We start from the raw sequence: 16,801 nt of genomic DNA, 5'->3' as shown, positions 1-16,801 counted from the left end.
CACAGACATCATAACGGCGGGAGAGGCGTAATCCGATTTACTTTCGTAGAAGATGCCAACGAAAAATGAGAGATAACATTCACGATGTAGACATGTCGGAAGGTCACGATAGCCAGGAATTGAAGAAAAGCGCTGCGCAAGAGAATGCCGAACGGCAGCGCCAGCACGTGAAGCGCAAGCAGGAAACCCACAGCCGGTTGCAATGCTGGATAAGCAATCGTCATGCAGAGAGGTTGGCCATGCTGGGGCAACAACTGGAAGACAGTCAGGCCTCCATCATCGAGCAGGCGATCGATCTGCTCTATCAGCACGAACTGCAACAAACGACCAACGCGCAGCAGAGCGATCTCCCCGAGTCGGCAGACATGCTCGAATAGACGATGGTATCGTGCCGGCATGGTTGAAAAAGGAAGACAAAAAAAGCCAGGTACGAATTCCTTGTACCTGGCATAGGGGAATTGGCTCCTTGCAGAGCCGTGCGCTAACTGGTATGCGGATAGCCTTAAGCTTAGACAAGGCTCTAGGCATTTCAAGAACCGGATAAAAGTTGAACCAGAGTGGGGGTTTTTCAGACTCGAACAGGCGCTGTTTTTGCTCGAGCGACCCCACTCTCACGCATTGAACAGGTTGTTATCCCGTACCAGCTCCCGGGGCAGGGCATTCTTGATGCGACTCCCCACCCATTTCCCCATGCCGAGCGGGTGCCCCTGGTAACGAACGATCACTTCCCCAGTCCCGGCATCCTGCTCTGGCCAGACATCTCGTCCCATCATGAATTCACGGGCATTGGAGGCATCCAGCTCGACGCATCCCTTACTCGCCTCATGGCCGTAAGCCAGAGCCCATTCATGGGTCAATCGATATCCCTTCTTGAAGGTCTCAGCCAGCTTGATGCCGATGCGATCGAAGCGCAGCTTCCCCTGTACCTGCTCGAAGGCGTGAGGGAAGAGCCAGATCTCGTCATTGCGGCCAAACAGTTGGCCATGGGGCACGATGCCAAAATTCCCTTCAATCTCCCGCAGCATGGGGCCAGCCTCTTTCTCTGGCAGCGGCGAGAAGGGGAACTTGCCGAGCTTGCCCGGTTTGAACATGGTGTTGGGCACGGAGTGATGCTTGCGCAACCGGGCGACGAAAAATCCTTCACTGTCGAAGATCTGGGGCCAAACGTGCAAGTATCCCTCCGGTGTACAGGCTTTCTCCGCTCCCGGAAAGAGATCGGCCAACGAGTCAAAGCTGAAGGCATCACCGAACTTCTCCTGCAACGACTGACAGACGGCCTGATTCTCTTGCAGGCTCAGGGTGCAGGTGGAGTAGACCAGTACGCCGCCGGGTTTGAGGGCGTGAAAAGCGCTCTCCAGCAGGCCACGCTGCACCGCGGCAATCTCGTCGATGCTCTCGAGACTCCAGTTGCGCAGCGCGTCTTCATCTTTTCGCACCGTCCCCTCGCCGGAGCAGGGGGCGTCGAGCAGGATGGCGTCGAAGGTTTCAGGCAGCCATTGGCCAAAGACCTTGGCATCGAAATGGGTCATGCCGACGTTGGTCACACCGCAGCGCTGGATATTGGCGCTCAGCACTTTCAACCTGCTGCTGGAAAACTCGTTGGCGATCAGCATGCCGCGGTTTTCCATCAGCGCCGCGATCTGGGTAGTCTTGGAGCCAGGGGCGGCGGCCGCGTCCAGCAACATGCCATCCCCTCGGGTTTGCTCACTGGCAAAGAGCGCCATCACCGGCAACATGGAGCTCGCTTCCTGGATATAGAAGAGGCCGCACAAATGCTCGGCCGTGTTGCCAAGGGGAACGCTCTCATCGCTGCGGGTGAGCCAGAAGCCGGCTGCACACCAGGGCACGGGATCCAGCTGCCAACCAAGCGGCGCCATACGGGCGACAAACTCGGATACCGTGATCTTGAGGGTGTTGACCCTGATGCTGCGCCGCAGCGGCTGCCGGCAACTCGCCACGAATGCCTCCATGGAGAGATGGGATGGCATGAACTCCGCAATGTGACGCAGGAAGTGATCGGGGAGGTAGGTGTTGTCGTGCACGGCGCAATCTCGCTGACCCAAAATAAGGGGCGACATCTTACCACAGTGCGCGGCCCTTCTTGATGGGGGAGTCCATGAGGCCATAAAAAAACCGGCACAAGGCCGGTTTTTGACGAACAGGGGAATAACTCAGGGCAAGATGCGGGGGCTCCACTCCAGCCACTCTTTCTCTGCATTGGCATGAAGCGGATAACGATGGCCCGCCTTGACGGTCGCGCCCATTTCCCGCTCCGGCGTATTGAAGGCAATCCCGCCTGCCAGCAGGCTTTGCACCGTTTCGACCTCGATGGTGCCACCGGTCAGCCCGATATCGGCCTTGACCCCGGAGACATTCCAGAAGCGGCTATTGGCGCGTATCAGATGGGCGTACTGTCCATCCACATTCACATCGATCAGTACCTCGCTGCCATCCCGGGCCAGGGTCACGCCGGTGACGCTGCCCACCACCATCTTGCGAAACAGCAGGGGGCTGCCCACGCTGATGCCATCGACGGAGGGGCTCTTGAGGGTCAGGGCAAGACCGGCGGGGCCACTCTGACTCAAGGGGAAGGTCTCCTTGCCAGCCCCCCGGCCCGGCGTCGCCTCCACAAAGGCCCCCTTGATCAGGGTATCGAGGTGGGCAACCCCCCCCAGCCCGACCTTGGCCTGCACCAGGGCATAGCGTGCCCCGGATTGCAGGAAACGCGCGGCATATTGCTCATTCAGCTCGGCCTTGAAGCTTACCTGGCCCAGGGTCGGGTCCAGTTCCACCTGCTCTACCTTGCCGATGTCCACTCCGCGATAGCGGATGGGGCTGCCAACCCCGAGACCCGGGTTGTGATCCGCCGTGAGCGTGAGGGTGCGCACCTGGGAGCTTGCCTGCTCCTTGCTGTCAAAGAGCTGATGACTGCTGCGACCTGTCCCCAGCTTGTCGAATTCGATGGCACCACGCAGCAGGGTGGCGAGGTTCCCCATCTTGACCTGCACGCCGTCGAGCCGGATCTTGCCGTCGATGGCGGCCTTCTTCCAGAACTGGGGTTGCTGCTTGAGCAAAGGAGCATAGATGGCATCGATCTCCAGGGTGATGGCCACCCCGCGATCATCGGCATCCAGCGCCTTGACCTTGCCCGCTTCCAGTCCTAGGTAGAGGACGGGGGAGCCCACACCGATACCATCAGCCTGAGCGGCACGCAGCGTCCAGCTGACCGCTTTGGCATGGCGGCTCCCAAGCAGGGCCAGCTCCTGGCTGGGGTAGAGGCGGTCAATCCTGTCACCCTTCGCAGCCTGTACCAGCTTGATGCCCCCCGCCAACCAGGCACTGGCCGGGCTGGTCTCCACCTTGATACCGCTGAGGTCCGCCTCCACCTGCAAGGGGGCGGCGCGATAGAAGCGAGCCCGTTGCAGCAGATGGCGATAACGCTCGTTCACCAGCAACTCGACACTGGAATTGCCGCCGGCATCCAGGGTCAGTGCCCCGAGCTGACCTATCTGCAACCCCTTGAACCAGAGCGGAGCCCCTTCGCTCAAACCGGCGAGATCCTCTGCCTGCAGGGTCAGCTTGATGCCGCCGCGCTGTGCCTGGCTCTCCAGGGTCATGGTGTTGACCCGTTTACCGGGTTCATAGTCCAGACGAATGGCGGGCCCGGCCAGCAGGCGATCCGCATGCTTGATCCCGGCAGGGGAGAGAGAGACCGTCTCCCACACCAGACGACTCTTGCCGGTCACCCGGAACGCCTGTTCGGGGTTGATGAGGGCCGTCACGCTCCGTCCCTGTTCGGTGAGGCGAATAGGGTCGACTCGTCCAATCTCGATGCCCTCATAGAGAATGGGCATCCCTTCCTTGATGGGCAGAGTCCCCGCCTGGATGGTGATGCGCTCACCCCGGGCGGCCTCGGCCAACCCCTTGTAGAGGATGAAGTTGACCCCCTTTTGCGCCACGGGAGAATCCTTGGGGGAGTCAAACGCAATGCCGCCGCTCAGAATGGAGGTGAGACTGCCCGCTTCCACGCTGACGCCAGCCAGGCTGAAGGAGCCTTTGATGCCGCTGATGTTCCAGAATCGGGTATCCGCCTTGACGAGGTGCTCGAAGCGCGGCTCGATCACCAGATCCAGGATCACGTTCTGGTTCTCTTCCCCAAGACGGGTGTTGATGACACTGCCCACCTCCAGCCCGCGGAAATAGATCTTGGCGCCGATGCCCACCGACCCCAGAGAATCGGCTGTCAGGTGCAGGGTTCGCCCCTGGGCCTGATAACCGGGGGGAGGGCCATCCAGGGCATCGAACTCATCCTCCAGCGGGTTGTTCTCCCGTCCGGGTTGCAGGTTGATGTAGTTGCCTGACACCAGGGTGTCCAGGCCGGAGATCTCGGTCAGTGACGCCTTCGGACTCACCAGCCAGAAGTCGGAGCCCTTGCGTATGAGGGAGCGGGCACGGCTGTCCACCTTGGCCAGCACCGCAATCTTGCGACCATCCTGTGCCAGTTCCAGCTCCTGGACCACGCCGATGGCGACCCCCTGATAGCGCAACTGGGTCTTGCCCGGCAAGATACCGTTGCCCTGGGCAAAGTTGATGCGAATGAGTTGACCACTGCTCGTCCACTGCTGGTAGAGAAAGCCTCCCGCCAGCAAGAGGGCGATGAAGGGCAGCAACCAGACCGGTGATAACCAGCGGTGCTTCTCAATGACGGGCTCAGCCCCGACCATACCGACTCCTTACATTGGCTGTGATGCACAGCGCGTTCGACACAAAAAACATTAACGGGCCGCCTTGTCCCACAACAGGCGGGTATCGAGCATCCTGGCCGACATCATGGTGAGCACCACCACGCCGGCGAACGCCGTCGCCCCGGGGCCGGCACGCACGTTGAGCAGCACGCCGCGATCCACCAGGGCCACCATCAGCGAGATGACGAACAGGTCCAGCATGGACCAGCGTCCGATGAAATCGATGATGCGGTACATGACGAGTTGGCGTTTGCGGCGCACCGGCTTGCTGCGCTGCAACTGCCAGCAGATCCAGCCAAGACCCAGGATCTTGCCGATGGGCACGATGATGCTCGCGGTCAGCACTATGGTGGCGATGCCGGACATCTTGCTGCGATAGAGCGCCATGATACCGCTGAAAATGGTATCGGACTGCAATAATCCCTTGTTGTAGAAGTGGGTGATGGGCAGCAGATTCGCAGGCAACAACATGAAGGTGGCCAGCGCCAACAGGCCCCATGACCAGGCGAGGGAATGGGGGATGCGCATCTGCAAGGGGGTGTGACAACGAGGGCAGCTCATGCCGTGTTGATGGCGCACCAGCAACCCGCAGGTATGGCAGCGGCAAAGCCCCAGTTCACGGGCGCTGATCGGGAACATGGTCCGGCTCCCGGGAGGCATGTTGCAGCGGAATCCGCTCCCAGTAAGGGGCAGGATCAAAGAGGATCAGCAGCGTCATGTTGAGCAGCATCAGACAACCCAAGCTCAGCAGACCGCCTCCCAGGCGCACGTCGGCGATGTCGATAAGTTTGAACAGGGCGACCAGCAGGCTGACGATGTACACCTCCAGCATGGCCCAGTGGCGAAATACCTCGACCGCTTTGAGGGTCCACGCCAGCAGATGCCAGCGCTTGGCTAGGCCGGAGGCGAGGGCAAAGATCCCGAGCAGCAGCCCGGTCGGCGCCAGCACGGCGCACCAGAGCACCAGTGTTGCCACCCAGAGCTCGCTCTCGGCATACAGCATCATAATTCCCTTGATCAGGTTGGCGTCCGAGTTCACGCCCGCCAGACGAAGATAGATCAAAGGCTCAAAAAACGCGGAAGGCAGCAACAGGAATCCGGTGATGGTCAGCGCCATCAACTGGGAAGGGCGAAAGGCATAGCGCCCATACAGATGCTGATGACAGCGGGGGCAATGGGCGTGACGGCGCAGCGGCAGCAACTTGCGTTCGATCAGCAAGTCACAGGCCGGACAGACAATCACCGAGTGCGGATCCGACATACGATTCAACCTGTTGAAGGAATTGATGAAATTTACCTTAAAACGCCTGCCCTGTCTTGCCGCGCTGCACACCCCCCTTTGAAAAGACGTGTTTTCCGCTGTGAACTGGCCGCCGCCAGCCAAGCAGGGGCTGGCGATGCATGCCGACATGCTGAGGGTATTTGCAATACTGTATATACGTACATATACTTGCAATCACAATCATCAGGAGGGCGCCGCGATGGCCGTTGAGATCAAGTATGTTGTGGTACGTGGGGGAGTGGAGAAGATGACCTTTGCCAGCAAGAAAGAGGCGGATGCCTATGACAAACTGCTGGACACCGCCGATGAGCTGATGACACTGCTGGCGGGTGCGCCGGTCTCGCTTGCACCGGAGCAGCAGGAGAGTCTGGCCTTTTATCTGGCCGAGCAGCGGGATCAGTTGCAGCAGGTATTGCGCGGTGGAAAAGGGCAGGGGAATCCACCCAAAGAAGACAAGCTGGATACTGAACTGCCAAAGGGGAAGCCCCTGAAGAGTGTGGCTTGAGACGAAAGGGCGGGGAAGGGGATGTGAGGCAGAAGCCGCTCTCTCATTCATGAAAAGTGCAACTTAAGTCATTATCGCGGCTATTTTCCCCGAGAATTTTCCAACCACACTGCATATTCATTGAATATGCCGATTGCTCGTGATCATGGGGTATCACAGCAAGATGCCTCAGGTCGTTGCCCCCAAGGCGCACTGCAAGCCCTGATGCCGATAACCCCATTTATCGGCATCAGGGGGTTACGGCCCCGTTCAAAACATTCAACCGACATCACACACCATCATGACTCATCCAGCACTTCCACCCGCCATGCCACTGTTCGATAGCGTGGACCACCTTGAAGCGGGCAATCCCCAGGTCAACCAGTACCTCGCCACCCTGAGTCTTGGCAAGGTCCCCGACGCGGGGATCGTGTATGAGCTGGCCGTCGACTGGCTGCTGGAGCAGCGCCACAGCGAAAACAACTACAAGACCTATCGCAGTGAGCTGACCACTTTTTTGCACTGGTGTTTTTGCGAGGTGGCCATCAGCCCCAGGGATCTCACCAGGCGCATCATGATGCGCTATCTCGACTATTGCCAGGCGCCACCGTCCGGACTGATTGCCTATCGCAACGTCGCCCAGTTCGTGCTCGACAAGGAGTGGGGGGAACGGTTGCCAAACCCCCTGTGGCGTCCGTTTCTTGGCAAGCGGGAACTGGGCCGGGAGCTGCCGTATCGACTGAGTGAGCAGGCGATGAAGACAAAACTCGCCATTTTGTCCGCCTTCTTCCAGTTTCTCATCCAGGAGGAGTACATGGATCGCAATCCGGCTCTCCTGCTGCAGCGGGTTAAACGTGCGGGCCCCCAGGAGGCTGGTGAAGACGCGCAATCCTTCACCGAACTGCAATGGTCCTATGTGATGCAAGCCGCCGAACAGCTCGCTGCCGAATGCCCGGCACAACATGAGCGCAGCCGCTTTCTCATCTGTCTGATGTATGCCTGTTATCTGCGGATTTCCGAGGTGGCGGCCAGGCCGGGTTTCAGCCCCGTCATGGGCCAGTTTCGACGTGACGCCAAAACGGGCGTCTGGGGTTATGACATTCCCCGCAGCAAAGGCGGTAAACGTCGCACCGTGGCCGTTTCTCAGGCTCTGCTCGAAGCCCTGGCTCGCTATCGTACCTTTCTTGGACTTTCGCCACTGCCGGCCCCCGGAGAGCAAACCCCGCTGTTCGTACGCCACAAGGCGGCGGCCCATGGCCGCGAACAAGGTGAACTCAATGCCAATCTGGGTATCCGCCAGCTACGAGACCTGGTAATGGCGGTATTTGAACAGGCCGCAAGCCTCGCCGAACAAGACGGTTTTGATCAGGATGCCGCTGAAATGCGAACCCTGACGCCGCACTCCATTCGCCACACCGGTATCACCCATGACATCAATCTGCACGGCCGGCCTTTATCCCACGTACAAGCCGATGCGGGACACGATAGCATCGACACCACCTCCAAGTACCTGCACACCAGCAACCGGGAACGTCACGAGAGTGCCAGCCGCAAGCCGCTGGACCACTTGCTCGACCAGGACCGTACATATGATTGATAACCAGTGGTGAACAATAAAACTGCACTCATAACCAAGACGCGGGACCTAAAGACAATCCTTGATTGACCATGCCCTGGGACTCATAAACTCGACACCGCGCATAATGTATATTATGTTAAATGATATATCTTGGTATTCTGTCACCCTCAACCGAACTGTGTATAATGGTGGCAATTGATCCTATCCCCGACCGGATGTCTTAAGTGGCTGAATTAACATCAGAACAATTAAAACCCGCTTTCTCGATTGAGCAGTTCCCCACACTTGGCGAACTCGACCCCATGCCGTTTGCCGCCCTGCAACCCAGAGCGATTTCGGGTATCAAACGGCTGGCCAGTTTTGATGGTGACTGCCCGGTCATGATCCTCAACGGTTTCCCCGGTGCAGATTACGAGAATGTCTGCCAGACCCTGATCGCCTCTTCGAATGGCAAGGATGGCGACCTGTTCGATCTCTGTTATACCGAGAATCTCAACAACCCTTTCAAGCCCATCTGGCTGCGCCTGCAACCGGGCTCGGGTTTCGAGTTCTGCGAAATGGTCGGTGAGCTGCTCAAGCTGATGAGCCACCATCTCGACGCCGAGCGGCTGGTCACCCGGATCATCCGCAAACAGAACAACGACCCCAAGATCGTGGATTTCCTCTCCGATCTGGCCGCCCATGTCGCCCAGGGCCTCGAGTTCCAGCACCCGGTGCTAATCAACCTGCTGATCCATCATGAGGATCAGCAAGCCCCTGTCGTCTACGGCCGTGACCTGAACTGGGATACCTTGTTCGGCTCCATCAACTATCAGACGGAACAAGGCTCCGTTTACGCCAACCAGCACCTTTTGGAACCTGGTCTGCTGCGGGAAGCCAACGGTGGTTACCTGATACTTCAGCTCGATGAGCTGCTGGATCAGCCTCATCTCTGGTTCAAGCTCAAAAACGCCATGCAAAAAGGCGAGCTGGACTGGAATGCCTATCAGGAAGGCAAGACGCTGACGCCGTTCTTCACCCCGGAAGCGACCCCCATCCGGTTCAAGTTGATCCTGGTCGGTGACAGGCTGGACGTGGCGGAATTCCAGATGCTGGACAGGGACATGGCGGAGCGCATCTTCCTGCGTGCCGATCTGGTCTCCGAAGTGAACATCGAGGAAGATCTCCCCGCCTTCCTGCAATATCTCGCCTGGCTGCGAGCGCGCTGGGCGCTGCTGGATTTCACGCCAAGTGCCCTCCTCGCCCTCTGTCGCCATGCCAGCCGCCTGTGTGACCACCAGGAGTGGCTATCCCTCTCCGAGGTACAGCTCGGCGCCATCATGCGCATGGCCGACAGCCTGGCCCGCGAGCTGGAAGCGACCTGCGTCACTGACGAACATATCCTGCTCGCCCTGGAAGAGCAGGATTACCGCCTCAACTATCTGGTGGAGCAATCGGATCAGGGTGTCATCGACGGCCAGATCCTGCTGCAGACCGACGGTGAAGAGGTTGGCCAGATCAACGGCCTTTCCGTCATCCAGGTGGCCGGCCATCCCTATGACTTCGGGGAGCCGGTACGCCTCACCGCGACCGTCCACCTCGGGGATGGCGATGTGGCTGACATCGAGCGCAAGGCGGAGCTCGCCGGTCACATTCACGCCAAGGCCATGATGATCATCCACGGCTACCTCTCCAACAAGTTCGGTGCAGAGAACCCCTCGCCGCTCTCGGCCAACCTGGTGTTCGAGCAGTCATACCACGAGATCGATGGTGACAGCGCCTCCCTGACCGGCCTGTGTGCCCTCCTCTCCGCCCTCGCCCGCCAGCCCATCTATCAGCACTTCGCCGTGACCGGTGCGGTCGACCAGTTCGGCAATGTGCAGGCCGTTGGCGGCGTGAACGAGAAGATTGAGGGCTTCTTCCGGGTGTGCAAGATCCACGGTCTCACCGGCAAGCAAGGCATTCTGCTGCCCGGCACCAACGCCCAGCAGCTCAACCTCTCTGATGAAGTGATCGCGGCAGTAGAGGCCGGCCAGTTCCACATCCACCCGGTGGATCACGTGGAAGAGGCTATCGAGCTGCTCACCGGCTGCGTTGCTGGCGAACCGGACATGCCGGATACCCTGTTTGGTCGCATCCAGGAGAGACTTGACGAACTCAATGGCACGGCAACCAAGAGTGGCGGCCTGCTGCGCAGCCTGCTGGATCGGCTGCTTGGCCGTTAAATGAAGTGATCGGAGTTGTTTAGCGAACAGCTGTAAGCTAAATTGGCCCGGCTTTGACCCATATGAAGGATAAACAGCGTGACCCTAGATAACGACACCACTGATCCCCGCCTCTCCCTGTGCGAACAAGGCAAAGAGTCCTTTACCCGTGAAGAGCTGCTTGCCTGCAGCCGTGGCGAATTATTTGGTGAAGGTAACAGCCAGCTGCCCGCCCCCAACATGCTGATGATGGATCGCATCGTCAAGATCAACGACCATGGCGGCGAGCACGGCAAGGGTGAAATCCTGGCTGAACTCGATATTACGCCGGATCTCTGGTTCTTCGACTGCCACTTCCCCGGCGATCCCGTCATGCCCGGCTGCCTGGGCCTGGATGCCATGTGGCAACTGGTCGGCTTCTTCCTGGGCTGGAAAGGGGGTCCTGGCAAAGGACGTGCGCTGGGTGTCGGTGAAGTCAAGTTCACCGGCCAGATCCTGCCGACGGCCAAGAAGGTCACCTACAAGATCACCTTCAAGCGCGTCATCAACCGCAAACTGGTCATGGGCATTGCCGATGGCGTCGTGGAAGTGGATGGTCGCCCCATCTACAGCGCCACCGATCTGAAAGTGGGCCTGTTCAAAGACACCACCGCATTCTGATCCTGCTCCTGGGTGAGCAGAGACAACGTAAAGGGGCCACGATGGCTAATGCCGATCAGTTAAGGATCCATTGACCGATCCTCAGGCTGTGTAAGAATCCGAAACTCCTTGTTGGGGTTCTAGGGATTTTCCGTCCAAAAACGACAAAGTGCTCTGGAGGCCACGCCGTCCGCGGCCTCCAGAGGGGTATTACTTTTTTGGCGCTTCACATAGCCAGTCACAATAAATCAATCACTTAGCAGTCTGAATGTCGCATTTGGACGGAAAATCCCTAGAACCCCATATTGATATGTCCGTGGCAAAGCGGGGAGAGGCGTGCGATATCTTCATCATTCAGTGTTTCACCCTGCGCCCGGAGATGATCCAGGGCTGCCTGCATATAAATAGTGTTCCATAACACGACGGCGTTAGTGACCAGCCCCAGTGCGCCCAGTTGATCTTCCTGACCGTCGGTATATCGTTTTCTTATCTCACCTTTTTGACCGTGACAGATGGCTCTGGCAACGGCATGGCGACTTTCTCCCCGATTAAGCTGGGTCAGAATGCGCCGGCGGTAATCTTCATCATCAATATAATTAAGCAGATACAGCGTTTTGTTGATGCGCCCCACTTCAATGATTGCCTGAGTCAGTCCGGAAGGACGTTCACTTTTCAGCAATGAACGGACCAGCACTGAAGCCTGTACTTTGCCCAGCTTCAGGGAGCCAGCGGTCCGGATCATTTCGTCCCACTGAAGGACTATTTTTCGGGGATCTGATTGCCCTCTGGCAATATCATTCAGCACGCCATAGTCGGCATCATGGTCCATTCGCCAGAAAACCGAAGCACCGGCATCAGCCAGGCGTGGAGAAAACTGGTATCCCAGCAGCCAGAAAAGGCCAAAGACAAGTTCGCTGGCACCTGCTGTATCGGTCATAATTTCGGTTGGATTCAGCCCGGTCTCCTGTTCCAGAAGACCTTCCAGCACAAAGATAGAGTCCCTCAGCGTCCCCGGTATAACGATGCCATGAAAGCCGGAATACTGATCGGACACAAAGTTGTACCAGGTGATCCCTCTGTTATTACCAAAGTATTTGCGGTTCGGTCCGGCATTGATTGTTCTGACTGGCGTAACAAAGCGCATTCCATCTGCAGATGCCACTTCTCCTCCACCCCATATCTGTGCCAGTGGCAGCGTTGCCTGAAAATCAACCAGTCTGGCATTAGCGCTGGTGATAGTTTCAGCCCGCAGATAGTTCGCTTTTGTCCAGTTCAGCCGGTGTCGGGTCAGTGCAGGAACATTTGATCTGATCAGTGGTTCCAGACCGATATTGCAGGCTTCAGCCATCAGCACGGCGCTGATGCTGACGGGCAGATCATCAACTCTGGCACTGGCTTCACTAGCATGGAAAAACTCATCAGCAAATCCGGTATGGGCGTTAATTTCGAGCAGCAACTCCGTTAAATCCACCGGAGGGAGTAGATCACTGATCATTTTGCTCAGTCGTTTCAGACTGTCCGGCTCATCAAGACTGGCGAGGGGAGAAATTGTCAACCGGGGCTTCGGGCCAGAAACATCGAGTTCGACAGCCTCATTTTCGCAAAGACGTGCAGCAACCTGTCTGTAACGACTATCAAGCTGATGACCCAGAGATTTTATTGCTTCCTGCGGGTCTGTCGGGTGCCCCAAAGAACGATAAACCTTAATCCGGTTTGCCTGCCAGTCAGCACCCTGTAGTAATCTTGCACGAGGATCTCCCCACCGGTTACTGCCGGTAACGTAGACATCCCTCCGCCTCAGACTATCCTGCAGTTTACTGAGAAAGCAGAGCGTGTATCCCCTGCGGGTGATATGTTTTTCCTTGTTAATCACCAGCCGTTTCCATGACCGACTGATAATTTCCGTTGGTGCGTCGTCAAAAAACTGCCGCCGTGAGCTGAACTCCCGGCTGAGGTAGTCACAGGCATTCAGAGTGGTAACCCCGGCAGGTGCGGATGAAAATTTAACGGTATTCAGCAGATGGGGCAGGAAACGACGAACGCGCCCGTACTGCTCCACCATTTCTTCATGAAAATTATCGTCTGAGGGCCGGGCAATTTCACGGACAAGCGTGATGATTTCAGCCAGCTTTTGCCTTGGGATGTAGCTGAACACCTCAGCACGAATCGATTCGTCCGGTGTTTCTTCTTTCAGCAGGTACGAACATGCGCTGGCGAGCGCCAATGCAGATTTATCCAGATCCTTCAGCGAGCGGAGCCGTTTTTTCTGCCCAATCTTTCTGGCGTCACGGATGATAACGGCCAGCATGGCGTCCAGAACGTCCAATGCATCATCCAGCGCCAGCGTTTCCCATGCAAGGACAAAGGCAACCAGAACCGCCATCCTTTTCTGCGGTGACATCCTGGCAATATTGAACACCGAAGTCATACCAGCATAACGTGCGAGATTTTTCAGGCGCACAGCCGGGAGTGTACTCAGGTTTTCAGCATGCAGGCCAAAATCGTTCAGAGTTTTCCAGCGTTCAATTGCTTCATTAAACGCCGGACCACTGATGGTCACAGGGCCCTTTTTCAGTGATTCCAGTAAAGACAGGCGGCTGCAATCAGTTGGCCCCAGCAGCATCTCCAGCTGTGAACGCTGTTCGGCTGACGGTATCAGTGCCAGTTTGTTCCACAGGCGCAACGTCGCCTTTTCCCTTACCTCTGAAATCAACCGGGTCAGCGTAGTGGCTCCGGGGAGAATAATACGATGTTGCATAAGCCACCCTGTCGCCAGATCGAAAAGCAGGCCAGGACGTTCGTTGCTTATCCAGCTCCGGGTATATAAAAGACGGGTAAGGCGAAATGTCCAGGGCCAGGCAAATTCACGATACTGATAGTGCTGACGTATCAGCGCTGCATGCTCACGGCGGGTATTTTCCCTCTGACCGTATTCTGCAAGAACGGTGATATCACGAATCCCGAGCTGTCTGGCGGTAAAATGCCGGACGCCGGAAGGAATATGATTCATATCGGTGAGGAAGGTGCCCAGAAAACGGACACATCCAATTTGCAGGGCAATGCCCAGACGGTTGTGATCACCTCTGCTTTTTCCGATAAATTCCTTGTCTGCTTCATCAAGGTGAAAATATCGTGCCAGCTGAAGCTCATCCGGTTCACCGGTGAATCTGCCATAGCTTTCAGTCTGCTCAGTGGTCAGAAAGTCAACGGGCATATCGGCCTCCCTGCCTGACGGGCATTTAGTAACATTTTTGCAACCGTACGAAATGTTATAAATTATCAGACATAGTAAAACGGCTTCGTTTGAGTGTCCATTAAATCGTCATTTTGGCATAATAGACACATCGTGTCTGATATTCGATTTAAGGTACATTTTATGCGAATTTTTGGTTATGCGCGGGTCTCAACCAGCCAGCAGTCCCTCGATATTCAGATCAGAGCGCTCAAAGATGCAGGGGTAAAAGCTAACCGCATCTTTACCGACAAGGCATCCGGCAGTTCAACAGATCGGGAAGGGCTGGATTTGCTGAGGATGAAGGTGGAGGAAGGTGATGTCATTCTGGTGAAGAAGCTCGACCGTCTTGGCCGCGACACCGCCGACATGATCCAACTGATAAAAGAGTTTGATGCTCAGGGTGTCGCGGTTCGGTTTATTGACGACGGGATCAGTACCGACGGTGATATGGGGCAAATGGTGGTCACCATCCTGTCGGCTGTGGCACAAGCTGAACGCCGGAGGATCCTAGAGCGCACGAATGAGGGCCGACAGGAAGCAAAGCTGAAAGGAATCAAATTTGGCCGCAGGCGTACCGTGGACAGGAACGTCGTGCTGACGCTTCATCAGAAGGGCACTGGTGCAACGGAAATTGCTCATCAGCTCAGTATTGCCCGCTCCACGGTTTATAAAATTCTTGAAGACGAAAGGGCCTCGTGATACGCCTATTTTTATAGGTGTCTGGACTCGTGGGATCATGTACCCATGCGTAGCTGGCCGCTCTTCAAGGCCAGACACGTTTTGCGTACACTGTTCCAATCCGACTCTTCACTGGCAACTCGATGACCCAGGCACTGCACAGCCAAGCCCGTACTACCCACCTGATCCGTGAGGAAATCAGGAACTCGACGCTCCCGCAGGCCGAACTGGCCAGGATGTACAACGTCACCCGCCAAACCATCCGAAAGTGGCAAAACCGCGAGTCTCCTGAAGACAAGTCGCATGCGCCGAACAAGATGTACACGACGCTCACGCCCGAGCAGGAGCTCATCGTGGTGGAGCTGCGCAAGACGTTGCTGCTGCCCACGGACGACCTGCTGGCGGTCACGCGCGAGTTCATCAATCCAGCCGTCTCGCGTGCCGGCCTGGGACGTTGCCTGCGCCGCCACGGTGTCTCGGATCTACGTAACCTGGTCGAGCAGGAAGGCACTGCGCCCGCCACGAAAAAGACCTTCAAGGACTACGAGCCGGGCTTTGTGCACATCGACATCAAGTACCTGCCGCAGATGCCCGACGAGACGGCAAGGCGCTATCTCTTCGTTGCCATCGACCGTGCTACGCGCTGGGTCTTCATCGAGCTCTATGCCGACCAGACCGATGGCAGCAGTGGCGACTTCCTCAACAAAGTCCAGCAAGCCTGTCCCGTCAAGATCGTCAAGCTTCTGACCGACAACGGCAGCCAGTTCACCGACCGCTTCACGGCTGGCGGCAAGAAGAAGGAACCCAGCGGCACACACGTGTTCGACCGCCTGTGCAAGCAGCTCGGCATCGAGCACCGGCTCATCCCGCCTCGTCATCCGCAGACCAACGGCATGGTGGAGCGCTTCAACGGTCGTATCAGCGACATCGTCAACCAGACCCGTTTTGGTTCAGCTGCCGAACTGGAATCGACGCTGCGCAATTACGTCAAGATCTACAACCACAGCATTCCGCAACGCGCGCTCCAACACAAAACACCCGTTCAGGCGCTCAAGGAATGGCATGAAAAACGCCCTGAATTGTTCAGGAAACGCGTGTATAACCAGCCGGGTCTTGACATATAGGTTAATGTCATGATAATAATGGTTTCTTAGACGTCAGGTGGCACTTTTCGGGGAAATGTGCGCGGAACCCCTATTTGTTTATTTTTCTAAATACATTCAAATATGTATCCGCTCATGAGACAATAACCCTGATAAATGCTTCAATAATATTGAAAAATGACTTGGTTGAGTACTCACCAGTCACAGAAAAGCATCTTACGGATGGCATGACAGTAAGAGAATTATGCAGTGCTGCCATAACCATGAGTGATAACACTGCGGCCAACTTACTTCTGACAACGATCGGAGGACCGAAGGAGCTAACCGCTTTTTTGCACAACATGGGGGATCATGTAACTCGCCTTGATCGTTGGGAACCGGAGCTGAATGAAGCCATACCAAACGACGAGCGTGACACCACGATGCCTGCAGCAATGGCAACAACGTTGCGCAAACTATTAACTGGCGAACTACTTACTCTAGCTTCCCGGCAACAATTAATAGACTGGATGGAGGCGGATAAAGTTACAGGACCACTTCTGCGCTCGGCCCTTCCGGCTGGCTGGTTTATTGCTGATAAATCTGGAGCCGGTGAGCGTGGGTCTCGCGGTATCATTGCAGCACTGGGGCCAGATGGTAAGCCCTCCCGTATCGTAGTTATCTACACGACGGGGAGTCAGGCAACTATGGATGAACGAAATAGACAGATCGCTGAGATAGGTGCCTCACTGATTAAGCATTGGTAACTGTCAGACCAAGTTTACTCATATATACTTTAGATTGATTTAAAACTTCATTTTTAATTTAACTAGCTCCACCTTCAAACAAGGAATATCGTTGATGTCACTGTATCGCCGTCTAGTTCTGCTGTCT

General features: G+C 56.6%; 12 protein-coding genes and 1 pseudogene. 8 read left to right on the top strand and 5 right to left on the bottom strand.

Features of this window, described 5'->3' with window-relative positions; translation table 11 throughout:
* Window positions 1-92 precede the first annotated feature (92 nt).
* Window positions 93-377, top strand: coding sequence for a RepB family protein (locus OKB81_RS08460; RefSeq protein ID WP_201901069.1), 285 nt, complete (start codon window positions 93-95; stop codon window positions 375-377).
* A gap of 234 nt (window positions 378-611) precedes the next feature.
* Here OKB81_RS08460 and rsmF read toward each other — a convergent pair whose 3' ends face one another.
* From rsmF to OKB81_RS08440, 4 genes are all read right to left on the bottom strand, one after another.
* Window positions 612-2,042 carry a 16S rRNA (cytosine(1407)-C(5))-methyltransferase RsmF gene (rsmF, locus tag OKB81_RS08455; protein WP_041205785.1) on the bottom strand — a complete coding sequence of 477 codons (1,431 nt, stop codon included), beginning with the start codon at window positions 2,040-2,042 and terminating at the stop codon, window positions 612-614.
* 129 nt (window positions 2,043-2,171) lie between these two features.
* On the bottom strand, window positions 2,172-4,724 hold the full coding sequence (locus OKB81_RS08450; RefSeq protein ID WP_270805202.1) for an MlaD family protein: 2,553 nt from the start codon (window positions 4,722-4,724) through the stop codon (window positions 2,172-2,174).
* A 51-nt stretch (window positions 4,725-4,775) separates the two neighbouring features.
* On the bottom strand, window positions 4,776-5,384 hold the full coding sequence (locus tag OKB81_RS08445) for a paraquat-inducible protein A (protein ID WP_041205789.1): 609 nt from the start codon (window positions 5,382-5,384) through the stop codon (window positions 4,776-4,778).
* Window positions 5,362-6,006: a paraquat-inducible protein A gene (locus OKB81_RS08440; protein ID WP_010674754.1), complete on the bottom strand. Its 645-nt coding sequence runs from the start codon at window positions 6,004-6,006 to the stop codon at window positions 5,362-5,364. Before OKB81_RS08440 ends, OKB81_RS08445 begins: the two co-directional genes overlap by 23 nt.
* Window positions 6,007-6,226: 220 nt before the next feature.
* On the opposite strand from OKB81_RS08440, the gene OKB81_RS08435 reads away from it, so the two are divergent.
* The 4 genes from OKB81_RS08435 to fabA all read left to right on the top strand — a co-directional run bounded on the left by OKB81_RS08435 (window position 6,227) and on the right by fabA (window position 10,933).
* Window positions 6,227-6,532 carry a YebG family protein gene (locus tag OKB81_RS08435; RefSeq protein ID WP_005329584.1) on the top strand — a complete coding sequence of 102 codons (306 nt, stop codon included), beginning with the start codon at window positions 6,227-6,229 and terminating at the stop codon, window positions 6,530-6,532.
* Window positions 6,533-6,812: 280 nt separating this feature from the next.
* Window positions 6,813-8,108 (top strand): tyrosine-type recombinase/integrase, encoded by a 1,296-nt coding sequence (locus tag OKB81_RS08430; protein ID WP_041205791.1) that lies wholly within the window; start codon window positions 6,813-6,815, stop codon window positions 8,106-8,108.
* 206 nt (window positions 8,109-8,314) lie between these two features.
* Window positions 8,315-10,294, top strand: a complete 1,980-nt coding sequence (locus OKB81_RS08425) for a Lon protease family protein (protein WP_102948504.1) — start codon at window positions 8,315-8,317, stop codon at window positions 10,292-10,294.
* Between the two features lie 78 nt (window positions 10,295-10,372).
* On the top strand, window positions 10,373-10,933 hold the full coding sequence (fabA, locus tag OKB81_RS08420) for a 3-hydroxyacyl-[acyl-carrier-protein] dehydratase FabA (protein ID WP_010674758.1): 561 nt from the start codon (window positions 10,373-10,375) through the stop codon (window positions 10,931-10,933).
* Between the two features lie 280 nt (window positions 10,934-11,213).
* On the opposite strand, the pseudogene OKB81_RS08415 reads toward fabA, so the two are convergent.
* A pseudogene (locus tag OKB81_RS08415) lies at window positions 11,214-14,126 on the bottom strand (Tn3-like element Tn3 family transposase); the annotation flags it as partial.
* 162 nt (window positions 14,127-14,288) lie between these two features.
* Between OKB81_RS08415 and OKB81_RS08410 the strand changes: the two are divergent.
* The 3 genes from OKB81_RS08410 to bla all read left to right on the top strand — a co-directional run bounded on the left by OKB81_RS08410 (window position 14,289) and on the right by bla (window position 16,674).
* The gene (locus tag OKB81_RS08410; protein WP_001217881.1) at window positions 14,289-14,846 is read left to right on the top strand and encodes a recombinase family protein; all 558 of its coding nucleotides are present in this window, start codon (window positions 14,289-14,291) and stop codon (window positions 14,844-14,846) included.
* Between the two features lie 122 nt (window positions 14,847-14,968).
* Complete coding sequence (locus tag OKB81_RS08405; RefSeq protein ID WP_013213985.1) at window positions 14,969-15,949, top strand: IS481-like element ISKpn27 family transposase; 981 nt, start codon at window positions 14,969-14,971, stop codon at window positions 15,947-15,949.
* Between the two features lie 74 nt (window positions 15,950-16,023).
* The gene (gene bla / locus OKB81_RS08400) at window positions 16,024-16,674 is read left to right on the top strand and encodes a class A beta-lactamase (RefSeq protein ID WP_045286946.1); all 651 of its coding nucleotides are present in this window, start codon (window positions 16,024-16,026) and stop codon (window positions 16,672-16,674) included.
* The last annotated feature ends 127 nt before the right edge of the window (window positions 16,675-16,801 follow it).

The sequence above is a fragment of the Aeromonas sp. QDB56 genome, from assembly GCF_027705505.1.
GTDB lineage: Bacteria > Pseudomonadota > Gammaproteobacteria > Enterobacterales > Aeromonadaceae > Aeromonas > Aeromonas caviae.
This window is presented reverse-complemented; position numbering and strand designations above follow the sequence as displayed.